The sequence below is a fragment of the Serratia quinivorans genome (genome assembly GCF_946227985.1).
GTDB classification, from domain to species: Bacteria; Pseudomonadota; Gammaproteobacteria; order Enterobacterales; family Enterobacteriaceae; genus Serratia; species Serratia quinivorans_A.
The window spans coordinates 543,919-561,171 of sequence record NZ_CAMKGL010000001.1 but is presented as its reverse complement, the minus strand read 5'-3'; the positions used below and the strand labels follow the sequence as shown (position 1 = coordinate 561,171).

The 17,253-nt window shown below is 56.5% G+C and carries 15 protein-coding genes; 13 read left to right on the top strand and 2 right to left on the bottom strand.

What is annotated here, in order from left to right:
- The first annotated feature begins 29 nt into the window (after positions 1 to 29).
- From OCH02_RS02625 to OCH02_RS02565, 13 genes are all read left to right on the top strand, one after another.
- Complete coding sequence (locus OCH02_RS02625; protein WP_261429682.1) at positions 30 to 1,016, top strand: type VI secretion system-associated protein; 987 nt, start codon at positions 30 to 32, stop codon at positions 1,014 to 1,016.
- Positions 1,017 to 1,033: 17 nt separating this feature from the next.
- Positions 1,034 to 1,849: a type VI secretion system accessory protein TagJ gene (locus OCH02_RS02620; protein ID WP_315899148.1), complete on the top strand. Its 816-nt coding sequence runs from the start codon at positions 1,034 to 1,036 to the stop codon at positions 1,847 to 1,849.
- 2 nt (positions 1,850 to 1,851) lie between these two features.
- Positions 1,852 to 2,427, top strand: coding sequence for a type VI secretion system baseplate subunit TssE (locus tag OCH02_RS02615; RefSeq protein WP_261429681.1), 576 nt, complete (start codon positions 1,852 to 1,854; stop codon positions 2,425 to 2,427).
- A gap of 4 nt (positions 2,428 to 2,431) precedes the next feature.
- On the top strand, positions 2,432 to 4,318 hold the full coding sequence (tssF, locus tag OCH02_RS02610; RefSeq protein WP_261429680.1) for a type VI secretion system baseplate subunit TssF: 1,887 nt from the start codon (positions 2,432 to 2,434) through the stop codon (positions 4,316 to 4,318).
- A complete protein-coding gene (tssG, locus tag OCH02_RS02605) occupies positions 4,315 to 5,388 on the top strand; it encodes a type VI secretion system baseplate subunit TssG (protein WP_261429678.1) in 1,074 nt (357 codons plus the stop codon). Before tssF ends, tssG begins: the two co-directional genes overlap by 4 nt.
- 52 nt (positions 5,389 to 5,440) lie before the next feature.
- Positions 5,441 to 8,104, top strand: coding sequence for a type VI secretion system ATPase TssH (gene tssH, locus OCH02_RS02600; RefSeq protein WP_261429677.1), 2,664 nt, complete (start codon positions 5,441 to 5,443; stop codon positions 8,102 to 8,104).
- A gap of 48 nt (positions 8,105 to 8,152) precedes the next feature.
- Positions 8,153 to 9,595: a serine/threonine protein kinase gene (locus tag OCH02_RS02595; RefSeq protein ID WP_261429675.1), complete on the top strand. Its 1,443-nt coding sequence runs from the start codon at positions 8,153 to 8,155 to the stop codon at positions 9,593 to 9,595.
- Between the two features lie 85 nt (positions 9,596 to 9,680).
- Entirely contained in the window at positions 9,681 to 11,618 is a 1,938-nt protein-coding gene (locus tag OCH02_RS02590; protein WP_261429674.1) for a type VI secretion system Vgr family protein, read from the top strand.
- Positions 11,619 to 11,631: 13 nt separating this feature from the next.
- The gene (locus tag OCH02_RS02585) at positions 11,632 to 12,438 is read left to right on the top strand and encodes a DcrB-related protein (protein ID WP_261429673.1); all 807 of its coding nucleotides are present in this window, start codon (positions 11,632 to 11,634) and stop codon (positions 12,436 to 12,438) included.
- A 3-nt stretch (positions 12,439 to 12,441) separates the two neighbouring features.
- Entirely contained in the window at positions 12,442 to 13,605 is a 1,164-nt protein-coding gene (locus OCH02_RS02580; RefSeq protein ID WP_261429672.1) for a PAAR domain-containing protein, read from the top strand.
- Complete coding sequence (locus OCH02_RS02575) at positions 13,602 to 13,829, top strand: Imm74 family immunity protein (protein WP_261429670.1); 228 nt, start codon at positions 13,602 to 13,604, stop codon at positions 13,827 to 13,829. Before OCH02_RS02580 ends, OCH02_RS02575 begins: the two co-directional genes overlap by 4 nt.
- A gap of 433 nt (positions 13,830 to 14,262) precedes the next feature.
- Complete coding sequence (locus OCH02_RS02570; protein ID WP_012145741.1) at positions 14,263 to 14,745, top strand: Hcp family type VI secretion system effector; 483 nt, start codon at positions 14,263 to 14,265, stop codon at positions 14,743 to 14,745.
- A gap of 14 nt (positions 14,746 to 14,759) precedes the next feature.
- A complete protein-coding gene (locus OCH02_RS02565) occupies positions 14,760 to 15,671 on the top strand; it encodes a hypothetical protein (protein WP_261429669.1) in 912 nt (303 codons plus the stop codon).
- Positions 15,672 to 15,764: 93 nt separating this feature from the next.
- On the opposite strand, the gene sbmC is transcribed toward OCH02_RS02565, so the two are convergent.
- The gene (gene sbmC, locus OCH02_RS02560) at positions 15,765 to 16,235 is read right to left on the bottom strand and encodes a DNA gyrase inhibitor SbmC (protein WP_261429668.1); all 471 of its coding nucleotides are present in this window, start codon (positions 16,233 to 16,235) and stop codon (positions 15,765 to 15,767) included.
- 32 nt (positions 16,236 to 16,267) lie between these two features.
- Entirely contained in the window at positions 16,268 to 17,110 is an 843-nt protein-coding gene (gene kynA / locus OCH02_RS02555) for a tryptophan 2,3-dioxygenase (protein ID WP_135317075.1), read from the bottom strand.
- Between the last annotated feature and the right edge of the window lie 143 nt (positions 17,111 to 17,253).

The following is a 17,253-nucleotide window of genomic DNA, read 5'->3' as shown; positions in this document are numbered from 1 at the left end:
TCAGGCACAAATTCACAGCAAGGTTACCTATGAAATACTGGATGCCCGGATTTATCGCCCTGATGGCGATACCGGCCGCGCAGGCGGCGAATTATCGCGTGGTCTACTCCCCCAGCCAGAAGCTGGAAGTGTTTATCGATGACGTCAAAAACAGCCAACCGGCAAGCTGGTGCGGCAAAAGCATCCCGCTGCGCATCGTTTCGGCGCAGAGCAAAGACCCTGCAGTGCTGGACGACTTCCTGCCACGGGTTGGTAATCTGTTGGCCAAGCAGTGTGCCAAGGCCAGTCAACTCCCTTGGACACTGACCGACAAACGCGGTGAAAAACTGGCCTCCGGCGAAGCCAGCAAGGCACGGGGCTGGAAGCCGGTACACAAACAGCAGGCCGTCGAACCGACTGCCCCCCCAGCACCGGTGATCCCCGCCGCCGTGGCGGTCACCTCGCCGCAGGCAGACAGCGCACCGGTACCCAAGTTTGACCTGCCGCAGGGCTGCCATTTCCGCACCTACTGGAGCGAAGAAGCCAACGGCAGCGCGCTGTTTATCCCGAGTGGCGACGCCCTGCGTTGTGGTGACGACGGCTGGTTAAACGGCAGCAGCAGCGTCACGCTACAGCAAGATGGCAAAACCGCCTCGCCGGCATTGTCGTTCTATCAGGGCTATCCGCTGGTGAAGATCAACGTGGGTGAGCGCCCCTTGAGCGTGGTCAGCGCCAACGTGCAGCGACTGGTCCTCGGTGCCAACCCGCAGGCACCAGGCAGTTTCGCGCTGTTACCTTTCGCCCCGCAGCTTCACGCCTGGTCATTTAACGGCGAAGTGATCGTCGAAATGCCGCGTGAAGAAGCCGCAGACACCGCCAAAGTCAAACAACGTATTGAGCAGGCACAACGCGCCTGGCAGCCACTGCTTGCCAGCCCGGCCACCCCGCTGAACTTCAAGCTGGTGGAAAAGCTGGCCGAGGATCGCCTTGACCCAGCCAGTGGCAGCTACCTGTCGGTTAACAACGCGACTCACTGATTATTAAGGAAAGCCCTGTGAAATCATTAACAAACATGTTGCAAGGCGGCTCGGTCAGCGCCGCTATCGGCGCAGTGGAAAATGAGATCAAAGCGCGACCGGCGGATGCCGACCTGCGTGCCGCGCTGGTGCAACTGCTGTGCTTGGCCGGCAACTGGCAGCGCGCCAATGCGCAGCTGAAATCCTGGCAGGCATTGAAGCCCATCGCCCAACCCACCACATTGCTGTTATTGCAATCGGTCAACGCGGAACTGCAGCGTCAGACGGTGTTCGCCGGCGAGGCAGCTCCCGCGCTGCTGCAACAAAGCCAGCCCTGGTTGCAACCCATGATCCAGGCGTTGCGTCACGATGCCCGGGGCGAAACCGAACAGGCGCAGGCATTGCGCGACGGCGCGCTGGAAGCGGCACCGGCCAGTGCCGGGCAACTGACCCTGGCGGAACAGCCGCAACCCGTGGCGTTTGATTGGCTGACCGACGGTGATGGTCGTCTCGGCCCGGTTTGCGAACTGGCATTGAACGGCACCTATTACTGGCTGCCGTTCGCCGAGATTGCGGAAATTCAGTTCCAGGCCCCACAAAGCGCCGTTGATCTGGTGTGGAGCCATGCACTGGTGCGACTGAACGACGGTCGCGAGCAGGTCTGCCAACTGCCTGCCCGCTATCCTCTGAACACAGACAGTGACGATGCGCTGTTGCTCGGCAAACGCACCGAATGGCAAGCGCTGGGCGAAGGGCCGCACTACGCCGGACAGGGTCTGAAAACCTGGCTGAGCGAGAACGATGAGTTTCCGCTACACAGCCTGCGCCACCTGAGTTTTAACGCGAGCGCTTAACGATGAACAGCAAGCGTCCAACCCAACATGATGATGGTGACCTGCGCCGTCAGGGCTATCGCTCCCGCCAGGACAGCGAACGCCTGACCTCACGCGACAAAATGCAGCCGGTGCTGCTCGACATGCTGACCGACGACGAGCCGCAGAAAAAAAAAGAAACTCAGGTGCGCAACCTGGTCTCGCACAGCGAACTGCGCCGCCGGGTGCTGCGCGACCTGCAGTGGCTGTTTAACTGCGTGAACAGCGAGTCCAGTCTCGATTTGGGCGATCTTCCACAGGTACGGCGTTCAACCCTGAACTACGGCATCGCCTCGCTGGCCGGCAAACGCATGTCGGATATCGAATGGCAGGATATTCAGTTGGCGCTGACCGAATCCATTCTCAATTTCGAACCGCGCATCCTGCCCGAAGGGCTGCGGGTGCGCTGTATTTCGGACACCGGCTCGCTGGAGCTGCACAACGTATTGTCGATTGAAATCAAGGGGCGCCTGTGGTGCGTGCCCTATCCGCTGGAGTTTCTGTTCCGTACCGACGTGGACCTGGAAAACGGTCACTTCGATCTGAAAGACATAGGGTAAGCCGATGGACAGTAAACTTTTAGACTATTACAACCGCGAGCTGGCCTATCTGCGTGAGATGGGCGCAGAGTTCGCCGAGCAGTATCCCAAAGTGGCAGGCCGCCTTGGCATGCGCGGTATCGACGTAGCGGATCCTTATATCGAGCGTCTGATGGAAGGCTTCGCCTTTCTCACCTCGCGCGTACAACTGAAGATGGACGCGGAGTTTCCGCGTTTCTCCCAGCGTCTGCTGGAGATTATCTACCCCAACTATCTGTCGCCAACGCCATCAATGGCAATTGCCGAGCTGCAACCCGACAGCAACAAGGGCGACATCAGCAACGGCTTTGTCGTGCCGCGCGGCACCATGATGGACAGCCAGTCGCTGAAAAAGAGTGGCATCACCTGCAGCTACACCACCGCGCACGACGTCACGCTACAGCCGGTGCGGCTGAAAAGCGTCGAACTGGGCGGCATTCCGGCCGATATTCCACTGACCGACCTGGGGTTGCAACACAGTGGCTGCGTCAGCGCGCTGCGCATTCGGCTGGAGTGCTATGACAGCGTCACACTCAACAACCTGCAGTTGGACCAGTTGATGTTTTATCTCTCCGGCCCGGACTTGCAGGCACAGCAACTGCTGGAACTGCTGATGCAGCACAGCGTCGGGCTGATTTGCCAGACGGTGGAAGCGCAACCGCAGCGGCGGGTGCTGGCGCTGGACGGGTTGCGGCAGGAAGGCTTTGCCGCCGATCAGGCGCTGCTGCCGAACGATCTGCGCAATTTTGAAGGCTATCGCCTGCTGCAGGAGTATTTTGCCTTTCCGGCGCGCTTTCAGTTCTTCAGCGTCAATGGCATACGCCCGCTGTTGCAAAGCGTACGCGAAGGCAAAAAAACGCTGCGACAGTTTGAAATCCTGGTGCTGCTTGACCGCCAGGATGCTGCACTGGAGCGGGTAATCGACGTCGCCCATTTGGCGTTGCACTGCACGCCGGTGATTAATCTGTTCCCCAAAGTCGCCGAACGCATCACGGTCAGCGAAAAAAGCCATGAATATCATCTGGTGGTCGATAACATTCGTCCGCTTGATTATGAAGTGTTCTCGGTGCAACGGCTCGGTGGCAGCGCCAGCGAAAAACGCTATGAGCAGGAATTCCGACCGTTTTACAGCACCCTGAGCGCGGATGACGGCAACTACGGCGCCTACTTTTCACTGCGGCGCGAGCAGCGCACGTTATCCGAACACGCCCGTCGCTACGGCACCCGCACCGGCTATGTCGGTTCTGAGGTGTTCGTCTCGCTGGTGGATGAACGGCAGTCCCCGTGGCACAGCGACCTGAAATACCTCACCGCTGACGTGCTGTGCACCAGTCGCGATCTGCCGCTAATGCTGTTGCAGCAGGATCAGGGCAATTTCGTGATGCCGGACTCGATCCCGATCAAACAGGTGTCTCTGAAAAAAGGCCCGACGCCGCCGCGCCCGGCGCTGGCCGAAGGCATGATCACCTGGCGGCTGATCAGCCAACTGCAATTGAACTACCTCAGCATGATGGACGGCGACCCGGAACAGGGTGCTGCCAGCCTGCGTCAGCTGCTCGGCCTGTACGGTAACCTGAGCGAGCCGGCGATCACCAAGCAGATCCAGGGCGTTCGCCACTGTAACCTGCGCCCGGTATACCGCCGGGTGCCCGAACCGGGGCCGATCGTGTTTGCCCGCGGTATCGCCATCGACCTGACCGTCGATGAACAGTCATTCTCCGGCAGCAGCCCCTACCTGCTGGGTAGCGTTCTGGAACGTTTGTTCTCCCGGCTGGTAGCGATGAATACCTTTACCGAAATGACGCTTTCCAGCCAGCAGCGCGGTGAGATTGCCCACTGGCAGGCGCGCATGGGCAAAAGGACGCTGATTTGAGCACCCTCCACGCCGAGGCGGAACTGACGGCACCGCCACAGATCAATGCCTTGCACCGCCTGCCGGAGGATTTCTGGCTGCGGCTGGGCAATGCACCTTATAAGCACGATTTATTTCAGCTGTTGCGCCGCCTCGACGCCCAGGGCGGGCAGGCCTACCTGCTGGGGCGTGCCCCCCTGCCGCGCCATGAGATGCTGCGGCTGGGGCAAGAACCCTCACTGTCGTTCGCCCCGTCGACGCTGGCGCAGGTCAGCCCACGGCCGCAAAGCCCGCTGCACGACGTTTCGATTTTCAGCTTTGGCCTGTTTGGCCCCAACGGGCCGCTGCCGCTGCACCTGACCGAATACGTGCGTGAACGGGTCTATCACCACCAGGACACCACCCTGCTGGCCTTTGCCAACCTGTTTCACCACCGGCTGACGCTGCTGTTTTACCGTGCCTGGGCCGACGCACAGCCCACGGTATCGCTGGATCGTCAGGATAACCGGCGTTTCGACCAATACCTTTCCAGCCTGATTGGCATCGGCCAGCCGGCGCAGCAGCAGCGCGACAGCATCAATGCCCATGCCAAGCATTTTATGGCCGGTCATCTGATTCGCCACAGCCGCGACCCGGAAGGCCTGAGCAAAATCTTGCAGCAGTACTTCAAGGTGCCGGTGCGCATTGTGGAAAACGTCCCGCACTGGCTGCGGGTAGAACCCCGTGAGCAGGCGCGTCTCAAGGCCGGTCGCGGCGCCCCCCGGCTCGGTGAGTCTTCTTTCCTTGGGATCGCTGTGCGCGATATTCAGCATAAATTCCGCATCGAACTGGGGCCGATGTCGCAACAAAACTATGAAGGTTTCCTGCCCGGAGCCGAACTGTGCCGGCAGTTGCGCGACTGGGTGCGCCAGTATCTGGGCATTGAGTTTGTCTGGGAAGTGCGGCTGATCCTGGCGAAGGATCAGCTCAGCGGCACCCAACTCGGCGGTGCCCAGCGCCTGGGATTAAGCAGTTGGCTGGAAGACGCCCGTCACCAACGCGACCTCGACGATCTGACCTTCAGCCCCGAACCGCTGGAAAACCCGTTCTGACTATTATTTTGGCCGGAGCCGCACAGCGCTCCACCACGACCTGAGGAAAACCATGTCTGAAATCAGCCGCTCGGTCTTATTTGGCAAACTCGATAGCCTGTTATTCACCTCACTGGAAAGTGCGACGGCGTTTTGCAAGCTGCGCGGTAACCCCTACGTTGAGCTGGCGCACTGGCTGCATCAACTGATGCAGGCACCGGAGGCTGACCTGCAACAGGTGATCCACCACTTTGCGCTGGACGAGGGGCAACTGGCGCGTGACATCGTCGAGGCGCTCGATCGCCTGCCGCGCGGTGCCAGCGCGATTTCCGATCTGTCCGAACATATCGACAGCGCGGTGGAGCGGGCCTGGGTTTACGGCTCGCTGAAATTCGGTGCTGCGCAGATCCGCGGCGGCCACCTGCTGCTCGGTATCCTGAAAACCTACAGCCTGCGCCACCTGCTGAAAGCCATCTCCCCCCAGTTTGATCGCATCAACGCCGATCTGCTGATGGAGCACTTTGCCACTATCACCGCCCACTCTGCGGAAAACGGCCTGACGCCGAGCGCCCAGGCCGACACCACGCCGACGGCAGCGCAGACCGGTGACAGCGTGCTGGCGCAATATGCTCAGGATCTGACGGCCAAGGCGCGTAACGGCGAGATTGACCCGGTGACCGGGCGTGACGAGGAAATCCGCCAGATTGTCGATATTCTGATGCGTCGCCGCCAGAACAACCCACTGCTGACCGGTGAGGCCGGGGTCGGTAAAACCGCCGTGGTCGAAGGCCTGGCGCTGCGTATCGTGGCCGGTGATGTCCCGCCACAGCTGCGCGACGTCCAGCTGTATCTGCTGGATATCGGCATGCTGCAGGCCGGGGCCGGGGTGAAGGGCGAGTTCGAAAAACGCCTGCAAACGGTGATTGACGAAGTTCAATCCAGCCCCACCCCAATCATTTTGTTTATCGATGAGATCCATACGCTGATTGGTGCCGGTGGCGCACAGGGCACCGGCGACGCAGCCAACCTGTTGAAACCGGCGCTGGCACGCGGCCAATTACGTACCGTCGGGGCCACAACCTGGTCGGAATACAAAAAATACATTGAGAAAGATCCGGCGCTGACCCGCCGTTTCCAGGTGGTGCAGGTGCATGAACCGAGCGAAGACAAAGCGCTGCTGATGCTGCGCAGCACCGTCAGCCCGCTGGAGCAGCACCACCGCGTGCTGCTGCTCGATGAGGCGGTGGACGCCGCCGTGCGCCTGTCGCATCGCTACATCCCGGCTCGCCAGTTGCCGGCCAAGGCCGTGGCGCTGCTGGATACCGCCTGCGCCCGCGTGGCGGTCAGCCAACATGCCGAGCCGGCCCAGGTGGAAGACTGCCGACACCGCATTGAAGCATTGCAGATTGAACTTGATATCGCCCGGCGCGAAGCCAAGGTCGGCATCGGCAATCCGCAGCGCCCACAGGATATCGAAGCTCAGTTGGCGCTGTTGCAACAGCAATTGGAGCAGCTCACTGCCCGCTGGCAGGATGAGTTGGCGCTGATCCAGCAGATTATCGACCTGCGCGCCCAGTTGCATCGGGAAGATATTGAGGCTGAACCGACTGACGAGGCTGCAGAGGAACCACAGCCCGCGCCCTCTGCCGATGAACTGCGCGCGCAATTGGCGCAGTTGCAGCAACAGCTTGGCGAACTGCAGGGTGAGGCCCCGCTGATTTTCGCCGCCGTCGATGCCAACGTGGTGGCCGCGGTGGTGTCCGACTGGACCGGCATCCCGCTGGGTCGCATGGTGAAAAACGAAATCGACGCGGTACTGCAATTGGCGGATACGCTGAACCAGCGGGTTATCGGCCAGCGGCATGCACTGGATTTGATCGCCCGTCGGGTACGCACCTCACGCGCGCGGCTGGACGATCCGAACAAGCCGGTCGGGGTCTTCCTTTTGGCTGGCCCTTCCGGCGTCGGGAAAACCGAAACCGCGCTGGCGCTGGCGGAAACGCTGTACGGCGGCGAGCAGAACGTGATTAGCATCAACATGAGCGAGTTCCAGGAGTCGCATACCGTTTCAACCCTGAAAGGTGCCCCTCCCGGCTATGTGGGTTACGGCGAGGGAGGCGTGCTGACCGAAGCGGTGCGCCGTCGCCCTTACAGCGTGGTGCTGCTGGACGAAATAGAAAAAGCCCACCCGGACGTGCACGAGATCTTCTTCCAGGTGTTCGACAAAGGCTGGATGGAGGACGGCGAAGGCCGCCACATCGATTTCCGTAACACCATCATTATTCTGACCTCTAACGTCGGCACCGATCTGATCGCCGGGCTATGCAGCGATGCGGACCTGATGCCAGAGCCGGAGGCACTGAGCGGTGCCCTGCGCGAACCGCTGCTGTCGGTATTCCCGGCGGCGCTGCTCGGCCGCTTGCTGGTGGTGCCTTACTACCCGCTGACCGACGCCACGCTGGGCAATATCGTGCGCCTGCAACTGGGCCGAGTGCAGCGCCGACTGGCGGAGAACCACGATATCGCCTGTACCTTCGACGATGCGGTGATTGAGCAAATTGTCAGCCGCTGCACCGAGGTGGAGTCCGGCGGCCGCATGGTCGACGCTATTTTGACCAACACCCTGCTGCCGCAGATCAGCCACAGCTTACTGACCGGCAGCGCCAACGATCAGCGCTATCGCCAACTGCATATCACCCTGCAGCAAAACGAATTTATTTGTCAATTTCAGGCATAACGCCGCGGCCGCCGGTATGGCGGCCATTGTTCACAGAGAGTCATCATTATGTCGGGAACCGGGGTAAGCAAACCGAATTCAAACAGCCTGCCGAACGGCTATAGGTTCAATGAATTCGAGATCAAGGAAGCTATCGGCGAAGGCGGTTTCGGCATCGTCTACCGCGCCTACGATCATCAACTGGAACGCACCATCGCCATCAAAGAGTACATGCCGACCTCGCTGGCGATGCGCAATGACGATCTGAGCATCGGGCTACGCGGCGAGCGTTTCAGCAAAACCTTCCAGGCCGGATTAAACAGCTTTATTCAGGAAGCCCGCCTGCTGGCGCGTTTCTCACACCCAGGGCTGTTGCACGTACTGCGCTTTTGGGAAGAAAACGGCACCGCCTACATGGGCACCCAGTTTTACAGCGGCACCACCCTGAAGAACCTGCAGGCGCAGCAGCCGGAGAAAATCGACGAGGCCTGGATCCGCAGACTGTTGCCACCGCTGTTCAGCGCCATCAACACCATCCATCAGGAAGGTTACCTGCACCGCGATATTTCGCTGGATAACATTCAGATCCAGGAAAACCAGTTGCCGGTGCTGCTGGACTTCGGCTCAGCGCGCAAAGAGATCGGCAACCTGTCCGACGAAACAGAAATCATGCTCAAACCGGGCTTCGCGCCGATTGAGCAATACACCGAGAACAGCGACGGTGAACAAGGCCCCTGGACCGACATTTACGCTCTGGGTGCCGTGCTGCATACGCTGATCGTCGGTTCACCGCCGCCGGTCAGCGTGGTGCGTAGCATCGAAGACAGCTACCAACCGCTGACCGAGCGGCGCCCGGCGGGCTATTCACTGGAACTGCTGCGCACTATCGATCATGCGCTGGCGTTGAAACCGGAGGACCGGCCACAAACCATCGACGAAATGGCCGAACTGCTGCATCTGCCGATTGCCGATGAAAACGAAATCATCAGCACCCCGGCCGCCGCACCGGAAAACCTGCTGGTGGCCACCAATCCGGCCGCCGGTGCCGCAGCGGCAAGCACCGTTACCGCGCACGGCATGAAGCTGACACGCCCGATGATGGCAGGTGCAGGCGTGGCGGCTTTGCTGGTGATCGGCGTCATCGCCTGGCTAAGCGGTGGCGACAGTACCCCTGCCCCGATAGCGGCCAATACGCCAGCAAGTGCAGCGGTGGATAAACCCATAACGCCGCCACAAAGCGCGCCGCAGACGGCCGAACAGCCACCTGTAACCCCGCCCCCTCCGGCGCCACCGCCGGTGGCACTGGTGTATTTCAAACTGCAGCCCGGTGAGCAGGTCAGCCTGGACGGCAAGCCCCAGCAGGTGATCCCAGGTGACAACGGTTTTGCCCGCCTGAATTTGGCACCGGGCAGCTATCAGCTGGAAATCCGCCATAACGACCAGTTACGCCGTCAGCAGCTCAGCATCGAGAACGCCGGTACCTGGCTGGTCAACCCGGTTGCAGCAGGCTAACCCTCCGCTTTTCCGGCCCGTCACCGCGGGCCTTCACCGTATTTTCATGAGATTGACGCATGCGTCATTCACAGAGGACGTTCTCATGCTGGACCGCATTATTGCGCATACGCCACTGGGCCAGGAGTCATTGCTGTTCCGTTCGCTGGAAGGGACTGAAGCCCTTTCCTCACCCTTTGATTTCGCCATCGAACTGCTGAGCAAAAATGCTCGCCTCGACCGCAAGGCTTTGCTCGGCCAACCCCTGACGCTGGAGATCCCCACCCAGGGTTTTCTTGGCCCGCCCCGCTATCTGAACGGCAAAATCACGTCGATCGCCGTCAGCAGCGAAGAGATCAGCGGCACCCGTTATGCGGTGTATAACCTGCACGTGCAGCCGGATCTGTGGCCGATGACCAAGGACCGCAACTTCCGCATCTTCCAGGAACAGACGGTGCCGCAGATCGTCAAAACCCTGCTGACCGAACATAATGTCCAGTTGGAAGATCAGCTCACGGGCGACTACCGTCTGTGGGGCTATTGCGTGCAGTACAACGAGAGCAGCTTCAACTTCATCAGCAGACTGATGGAGCTGGAGGGTATCTATTACTATTTCAAACATGAGATGGGCAAGCACACCCTGGTGCTGGGCGATGCGCCCCACCATCATCAGCCCTATCCCGGCTATGAGATGATCCCTTACCATCTGACGCCGTCTGGCGGCAGTACCAGCGAAGAAGGCATCAGCCAGTGGACCCTGTCCGATCACGTCACGCCGGGTATTTACAGCCTCGACGATTACGACTTTCGCAAACCCAATGCCTGGCTGTTCCAGGCACGTCAGAACCCCGCCTCACCGACGCCGGGCCAGATTGACGTTTACGACTGGCCGGGCCGCTATACCGAGCATCAGCAGGGGGAATTCTACGCCCGTATCCGCCAGGAAGCCTGGCAGGCCGAGCATCAGCAGATTGAAGGCACCGCTACCGCACTGGGCATCGCCCCCGGCAGCACCTTCACGCTGTATAACGCCCCGCATGCGGACGATAACCGGGAATACCTGACGCTGCAGGCCAAATATCACCTGAAGGAAAACCGCTACGCCAGCGGCGACGATCAGCACAGCGAACACCGTATCGATTTCACCGTGCTGCCGGCGGATATTCCCTGGCACCCGGCGCAACAGGCCAGTTGGCCAAAAACTCACGGCCCGCAGACGGCAAAAGTGGTCGGTCCGGCCGGTGAGTCGATCTGGACCGACAAATACGGCCGCATCAAGGTGAAATTCCACTGGGATCGCTTCGGGCCCAAAGACGATGGCAGCTCCTGCTGGGTGCGCGTGTCCAGCGCCTGGGCCGGCCAGGGTTATGGCGGTGTACAGATCCCGCGCGTCAACGACGAAGTGGTGGTGGACTTTATCAATGGCGATCCGGACCGGCCGATCGTGACCGGTCGCGTGTATAACGACGCCAGTATGCCGCCCTGGGCACTGCCGGCCGCCGCAACCCAGATGGGCTTTATGAGCCGCACCAAGGATGGCACCGCCGACAACGCCAACGCCCTGCGCTTCGAGGATAAAGCCGGTTCGGAACAGGTGTGGATCCAGGCGGAACGCAACATGGACACCCAGGTGAAGAACGATGAGAGCCATACCATCGATAAAAACCATACGCATTTTGTTGGTGCCAAAGAAGAACAGAGAATTGTCGAGGATCAGATTATTGGCGTGAAAGGCCACTCAACCATGCTGACTGAGCATACGCGTACAGATAACGTTGTCGGCGCATTGGTTATTGGCTCTGGTACGTCGATTCGTCTTGAATGTGGCAAAAGTGTGTTGGAACTGACCAAAGATGGCAACATTAATATTACCGGTATTAATTTTAATATTACCGTTGACCAATCTGGCGAAATTAACACATCCAGCGGCAAGCTAAATCTCAATCCTTCGAGTGGCCAGAAGAAAACCGATGCGCCAGGCGACGAACATCAAAAAACAATTCAAAGTCAAATAGACAGTTTTTTCTCACGGGAAGAAAAGTAATACGGGATATTGAATGAGCCATTATTTAACGCAAGAAGCCAGCTTCGAGCTACCCGACGCATTTAAAGACCGCACGATGAACATTTTCACTCTCAGCGAAAACAACGCGAGTGAATTTACCTTTGTTGTTTCACGCGCTAATGCAACGGTAGAGGATACGCTGCAAAAAGTTGCTGCGCGATTGACTCAGGATCTTCAGACCACCGTTCAAGGGTTCGAGTTGATATCGTCATCTCATGGAGATATAGATCAACAGCCATCCATAGAGATTTTTTACCGTTTCAAGTCTGCAGAGGCCGTTATCTGGCAGAAACAAAATATCGTTCTGCTGAAAGATGAGTTACAAGGCAGAAAGATCGTTTGCTTTATTGGTACCTGTCAAAATAGCTTCGATGATTACTATAACAGACAGTATAAAGGAATGATTTCCAGTATCATTTTCAATAAAAAAGAAAGTGACACTCATGTGCCCGCCATGCTTGCAACCGATTCCGTTGGTAATTTTTTTGTATTTGACACCGACAGTAAAGAACTTTCCGTATTCACGGCTATCAGCGAACTTTATCAACATATCGACCTGAAAAGAGCATTAAACGGCAGCTACCTGTTTTACCACTCACTGGGTGAGCCGTTGCATATTGCGCCAGTGTCTACCAACAGCTCAGCGGAATTTACTCGTTATGCGTTATGGACATCCTCTGTCAAAAACAGCCAGCATCTTTCATCAATCCTGTTGCTCTGCCGTTTTGTGAATGGGCCACAAGAACTAAGCAATCCCGAGCAAATTGCGGAGTATCTTCGGACCGCCAGGGAGCCTTAACCCATGAGTGAGCTTAGTGCAGCGCGAGAGTTGGATGAAATAGCCCACACTGCGTCCGAAGGCTGGATGATCGCCGGATTGATTGGCGGCGCGATTGTCGGTGCCGCACTAATCGCCGTTACTGGTGGCACGGCTGCGGTCGCGGTCGCCGCCGTAGTTGCGGGCGCTTCTGCCGGAGGCGGACTTGGTGAAGTGCTGGGCAGCATGTCCTGGGCACCTCGCCATGTCACCGGAGTACTTGCCGACGGCTCGCCGAATGTCTATATCAATGGTAGAGCTGCCATACGTGCGCATATCTCAACAGGGGAATGCAGTGAAGATGGCCCGGCCAAAAAGGTCGTTGCCCAAGGCTCGGTCAAAGTCTATATCAATGATTTCCCTGCGGCCCGTATCAATGATTTGCTGGCATGCAGCGCCGAAATTCACACCGGTTCACCTAACGTCATTATTGGCGGAGAAAAAGAGCAAACAGATGATATTGAACCAGAGATCCCCGACTGGGTGAACTGGACGCTGCTTGCTGCAGGTGCCGGTGCCGCTGCCGTACTCGCCACCCCTGCCATAGCCATATTGGGTACGCTGGGCGGATTGGGCGGAGGTTTCGCAGGCAGTTTAATTGGCGGCGCTTACTTCGGTGAAGGCAGTGATGGTCAGAAATGGTCGATGCTGGGGGGAGGATTCGTCGGCGGATTTGCCGGTGGGAAAGGCGGTGCCAAGTTTGATGCTATCCGCTCATCTAAAACAGCCAGTGCCAGCCTCGTCGACATTAAGGCGCTATCACCCAAACTTGCCACAGAGCCCGATACGGCGTTCTTTTGGTCTGGCAGAACCAAAGGTGTTGGTGGGGCCGAAGTTGCTGAGAACATAGCTAAATCGAGAGGTGGCGTCACGCTCGAATCAACAATCAAAGACAAAGCTATAGAAATGCCTGAATGGGACTTCAATAATCCGAAATCGATAGAAGCATGGGAGAACGTTTCTGCTGAATATGCAGCACAGGTCTCTGGCGAAGTTAGGGCTGTGGTGGGGCATGAGTTACGCCCTGGTAACATATGGGAAAATGTTGAAATGCCACGATTGATTAACAACCCTAAAGTGACTAAAATAACCACGCTGGATCCATTAAATCAAACTGAAAAAGTCATTTTCGATAGAGGGTTGAAATGAAAATAACCGGAACAAGCTCTTATATAAAAATAGAAATAGAAGGACGAGTGATAAAAATACCAGGAGAGATGGTAGTCGGTGGATTTATTGCATATAAGGATAGCATGAAGCAGTGGGAGCCACCCCATGACACGGAAGAATTAACAGAAGACATGAAGCTTTACATAATAGGAAAGGTAATAAAGAAGACAAAGGGCACACACATGGTTATTGATTTTGAATAGCTCAAATAGAAACATTTAAAAAATCACGTATAAATTAACCGATTAAAGATTATATAAGCACATAATCAACAGGACCGAATAAAACCAAGTAAAACCCTATTCTTTCCTTAATATTAAACACATTATAGGAATAGGTAACCACTCTATCTCATCAATAACTGTTTTATAAAAATCGTTCGTAAACTCACCCCTAAATATAAAATCCTGTGGTAGTGCTATTTCTCTGCGCTGCACAACAAAACTCACCCTAAAAACCAAAGGAGAGATACCCACCTATAGCCGTTGCAATCACCATTAATATTTAGCTCAAGTTTAATTCCGGGCGTATTAGCAAATGCTGTAACCGCCCAGAAGTACCACCTCACTTATTGGCTTTGATGGATATAAATCCGCTTCGCCAATGCAAATTAATCAATTTCATATAGGTATCAAAATGGCAATTGACTCATTTCTGAAGGTTGACGGGGTTACTGGTGAATCTAATGATTCGAATCACAAAAATTGGACTGATATTCTGTCATTCAACTGGGGGGCGACCCAGTCTGGCAATATGGCCGTAGGCGGTGGTGGCGGGACAGGGAAAGTAAACTTCAAGGATTTGGAGGTGCAGGCACTTATCGATAAATCCACACCGGCCATTCTGAAGTTTTGCTCCAGCGGTAAACATGTAACCAAAGTAGAACTTTCTATCTGCAAGGCCGGGGGCACCCAGGTCGAATATACCAGGATCGTGCTGGAAGATGTCCTGGTCAGTATGGCGGACTTTACCGGTGTTGGGCACACCGATAATATCCTGGTTAAATATCGTTTTCAGGCTTCCAAGGTCAATCTGCATTACTGGGAGCAAAGCGCCAGCGGCACCAAAGGTGCAGAAACCAAAGCCGGTTGGGATATTAAACAGAATAAAGAGATTTAAACGAGGGCAGCACTATGGCAGACCCAACGCTGGCGATAGACAATCTGCTCAACGATCTCTCGGTATACAATGCTGACGAGCTGCGGATAATTATCGCCTTTGTTAATGAGCTGGATAATACAGCGCTCAACCAGTATGAGAATGACTCCGAACGGGCAATCATGTCCAGTTTCGAACGATTGCGCCAGAGCAGTGATGCTCAGCGCAATGGTGAAGGAGATAACACCAACGAGATGGAAATGGGGCTATTAAATCATGGCAACAATACCACTCTGCAAGAGAACTCTGGTTTCTTCCAAAAATATAAAACCTCGCTGCGGGGCTATGGAGGCAACGTCTATAACGATAGGCAAAAGAGTAACTATGATTATGCCGCCAAGGCAGTAGGTGCCGTGGGCGCATTATCGGGCGCGGGGGCTACCTATGCGGCGATTGCCGCCGCTCAGGCAGCAGACACGCTGATGACCAATATCTATGTCCGGTATGCCATGACGACGATCGGCGCGACCGGTATCGTCAGTGCCGGCCTGTTGATGCTCAGAAATACCTTGTCCGAGCGTCAGCAGACGGACAATAAAGACTTGCTCGAAGCAACCAAAAGAACGGCCAAGGCGAGGATCAAGCTGATTGATTTCGTTAACGAAACGCGGATAAAAATTATCAAGGATGAAGAAAAATGCCGCAGTAATGCCGAGCTCTATATGGGCAGGCGTTATACGGATCAGGCCAGGGGCAGAGCGGATCCGAATCTGGATCGCATTGAAACGCTGTTATTTACCACCCTGAACGAACGATCCGCGCCGTTACAAGCCAAAATCCTGTTAACCAGTGAGCAGCAGTATGTCTCGGTAATCAGTGATAGCGGCACGACGGATATTTCAAAGGCGCATATGAAGTTAATGTATGAAATCGCCAGTACCTTCTAGAAGACAATAAGGGAACTGAGCCCGGTATTCGCCGGGTTCAGCCCCTTTTCTCTCCCTGACGTCTCAGCATTTCCCCTTCCCTGCACCGCAAACTCAGCCTTTTTTCACCGTCTGGTATATATCCAGGTCAAAGTAGCCATCCGCCTCGCAGTCATTAAGGTAGTGCTCATAGCTCACCCCTTCTACTGGCTGATAGCCGCTGGCCGGCAGTTCCCGCTGATAGAAATCCCCCCATACCCGCTCAAAATCCCCGTCGCTGACGCGCACGTTATAAATCGCATATTGCCCGGCGGGAAGGGTTTGTAACGCAACCCCCTCACTGCCCGACGTCGGCAATACGAAATCATCCGCCACGGTAAACACCACATCGGCCCGCAGTCGCTCGGGCGCCACTTCAGCCGGATCGTCCCAGTACAGCACCAGCCACTTCCCCAGTGGCACCTGGTGTTGCTGCTGCCAGGCCATCAGCCGTTGGCAGCCCTGAGGGATGGTTTGCGGATAAGGCCCGACCACTCGTACCCCTACTACGCTTTCCGCTGATTTATCTTCAATTCTTACCGTCATCGCCTTCTCCTCGCACTAATACGGGATACCGTTCAGGCACCAATCTCGGTTCGCACATCCAGCAGTTCCGGGAAGAAGGTCAATTCCAGCGCCTTTTTCAGGAAGCTGACGCCGCTGGAACCGCCGGTGCCGGTTTTAAAGCCGATAATCCGCTCCACCGTTTTCATATGGCGGAAACGCCACAGGTGGAAGCTCTCCTCAATATCCACCAGCTTCTCGGCCATTTCATAGGCTTCCCAATACTTTTGCGGGTGGTCGTAGATCTCTTTAAACGCCGGCAGCAGGTCCGGGTTGCGCTGGTAAGGCTGGGTCCAGTCGCGTTCGATGCACTCCTGCGGAATAGGCAGGCCGTGGCGTGACAGGTAGAGCAGGTATTCATCGTACAGGCTGGGTGCCTCGAGGATCGCCTTCAGCGCGGCGTGTTTATCCGCATCGTTGCTGAACACCGCCAGCATGGCGGCATTCTTGTTTCCCAACAAAAATTCAATCGAACGATACTGATGGGATTGGAAACCCGATGAGTTGCCCAACACGTCGCGGAATTCAACGTATTCCGACGGTGTCAGGGTTTCCAGCACCGCCCACTGCTCAAACAGCAAACGTTGGATCTGTTTGACCCGCGCCAGGATTTTGAAGCAGTGGCTGAGTTTGTCCTGCTGCACCAGCGTCCGCGCGGCCTGCAGCTCATGCAGCATTAACTTCATCCACAGTTCAGAGGTCTGGTGCTGCACCACAAACAGCATCTCATCATGATGCTGCGGGTTGGACAACGGATGTTGGCAGTCCAGCAGTTGATCCAGGCACAGATAGTCGCCGTAGCTCATGCGTTTGGAAAAATCGGTGACAATCGCGCTTTCTAATTCCCGTTTGTTCATCTGTTCTCTCCGCTGCGCTCACGACCGGAAGCGGCGTGTAGCGTGCTGCAAACAGAAAACATAGTACAGAACCCTCAGCCCTGAAGGACTATCAACCAGAGTTGCCACGCAGATCTCAGGCTGGGTAACAGCGCTTTCATTTC

What these genes read in the sequence shown, in the direction of transcription:
- OCH02_RS02625 (WP_261429682.1), top strand. Translation starts at nt 30, where the DNA reads ATGAAATACTGGATGCCCGGATTTATCGCCCTGATGGCGATACCGGCC.
- OCH02_RS02615 (WP_261429681.1), top strand. Translation starts at nt 1,852, where the DNA reads ATGAACAGCAAGCGTCCAACCCAACATGATGATGGTGACCTGCGCCGT.
- tssF (WP_261429680.1), top strand. Translation starts at nt 2,432, where the DNA reads ATGGACAGTAAACTTTTAGACTATTACAACCGCGAGCTGGCCTATCTG.
- tssH (WP_261429677.1), top strand. Translation starts at nt 5,441, where the DNA reads ATGTCTGAAATCAGCCGCTCGGTCTTATTTGGCAAACTCGATAGCCTG.
- OCH02_RS02595 (WP_261429675.1), top strand. Translation starts at nt 8,153, where the DNA reads ATGTCGGGAACCGGGGTAAGCAAACCGAATTCAAACAGCCTGCCGAAC.
- OCH02_RS02590 (WP_261429674.1), top strand. Translation starts at nt 9,681, where the DNA reads ATGCTGGACCGCATTATTGCGCATACGCCACTGGGCCAGGAGTCATTG.
- OCH02_RS02585 (WP_261429673.1), top strand. Translation starts at nt 11,632, where the DNA reads ATGAGCCATTATTTAACGCAAGAAGCCAGCTTCGAGCTACCCGACGCA.
- OCH02_RS02580 (WP_261429672.1), top strand. Translation starts at nt 12,442, where the DNA reads ATGAGTGAGCTTAGTGCAGCGCGAGAGTTGGATGAAATAGCCCACACT.
- OCH02_RS02575 (WP_261429670.1), top strand. Translation starts at nt 13,602, where the DNA reads ATGAAAATAACCGGAACAAGCTCTTATATAAAAATAGAAATAGAAGGA.
- OCH02_RS02570 (WP_012145741.1), top strand. Translation starts at nt 14,263, where the DNA reads ATGGCAATTGACTCATTTCTGAAGGTTGACGGGGTTACTGGTGAATCT.
- OCH02_RS02565 (WP_261429669.1), top strand. Translation starts at nt 14,760, where the DNA reads ATGGCAGACCCAACGCTGGCGATAGACAATCTGCTCAACGATCTCTCG.
- sbmC (WP_261429668.1), bottom strand. Translation starts at nt 16,235, where the DNA reads ATGACGGTAAGAATTGAAGATAAATCAGCGGAAAGCGTAGTAGGGGTA.
- kynA (WP_135317075.1), bottom strand. Translation starts at nt 17,110, where the DNA reads ATGAACAAACGGGAATTAGAAAGCGCGATTGTCACCGATTTTTCCAAA.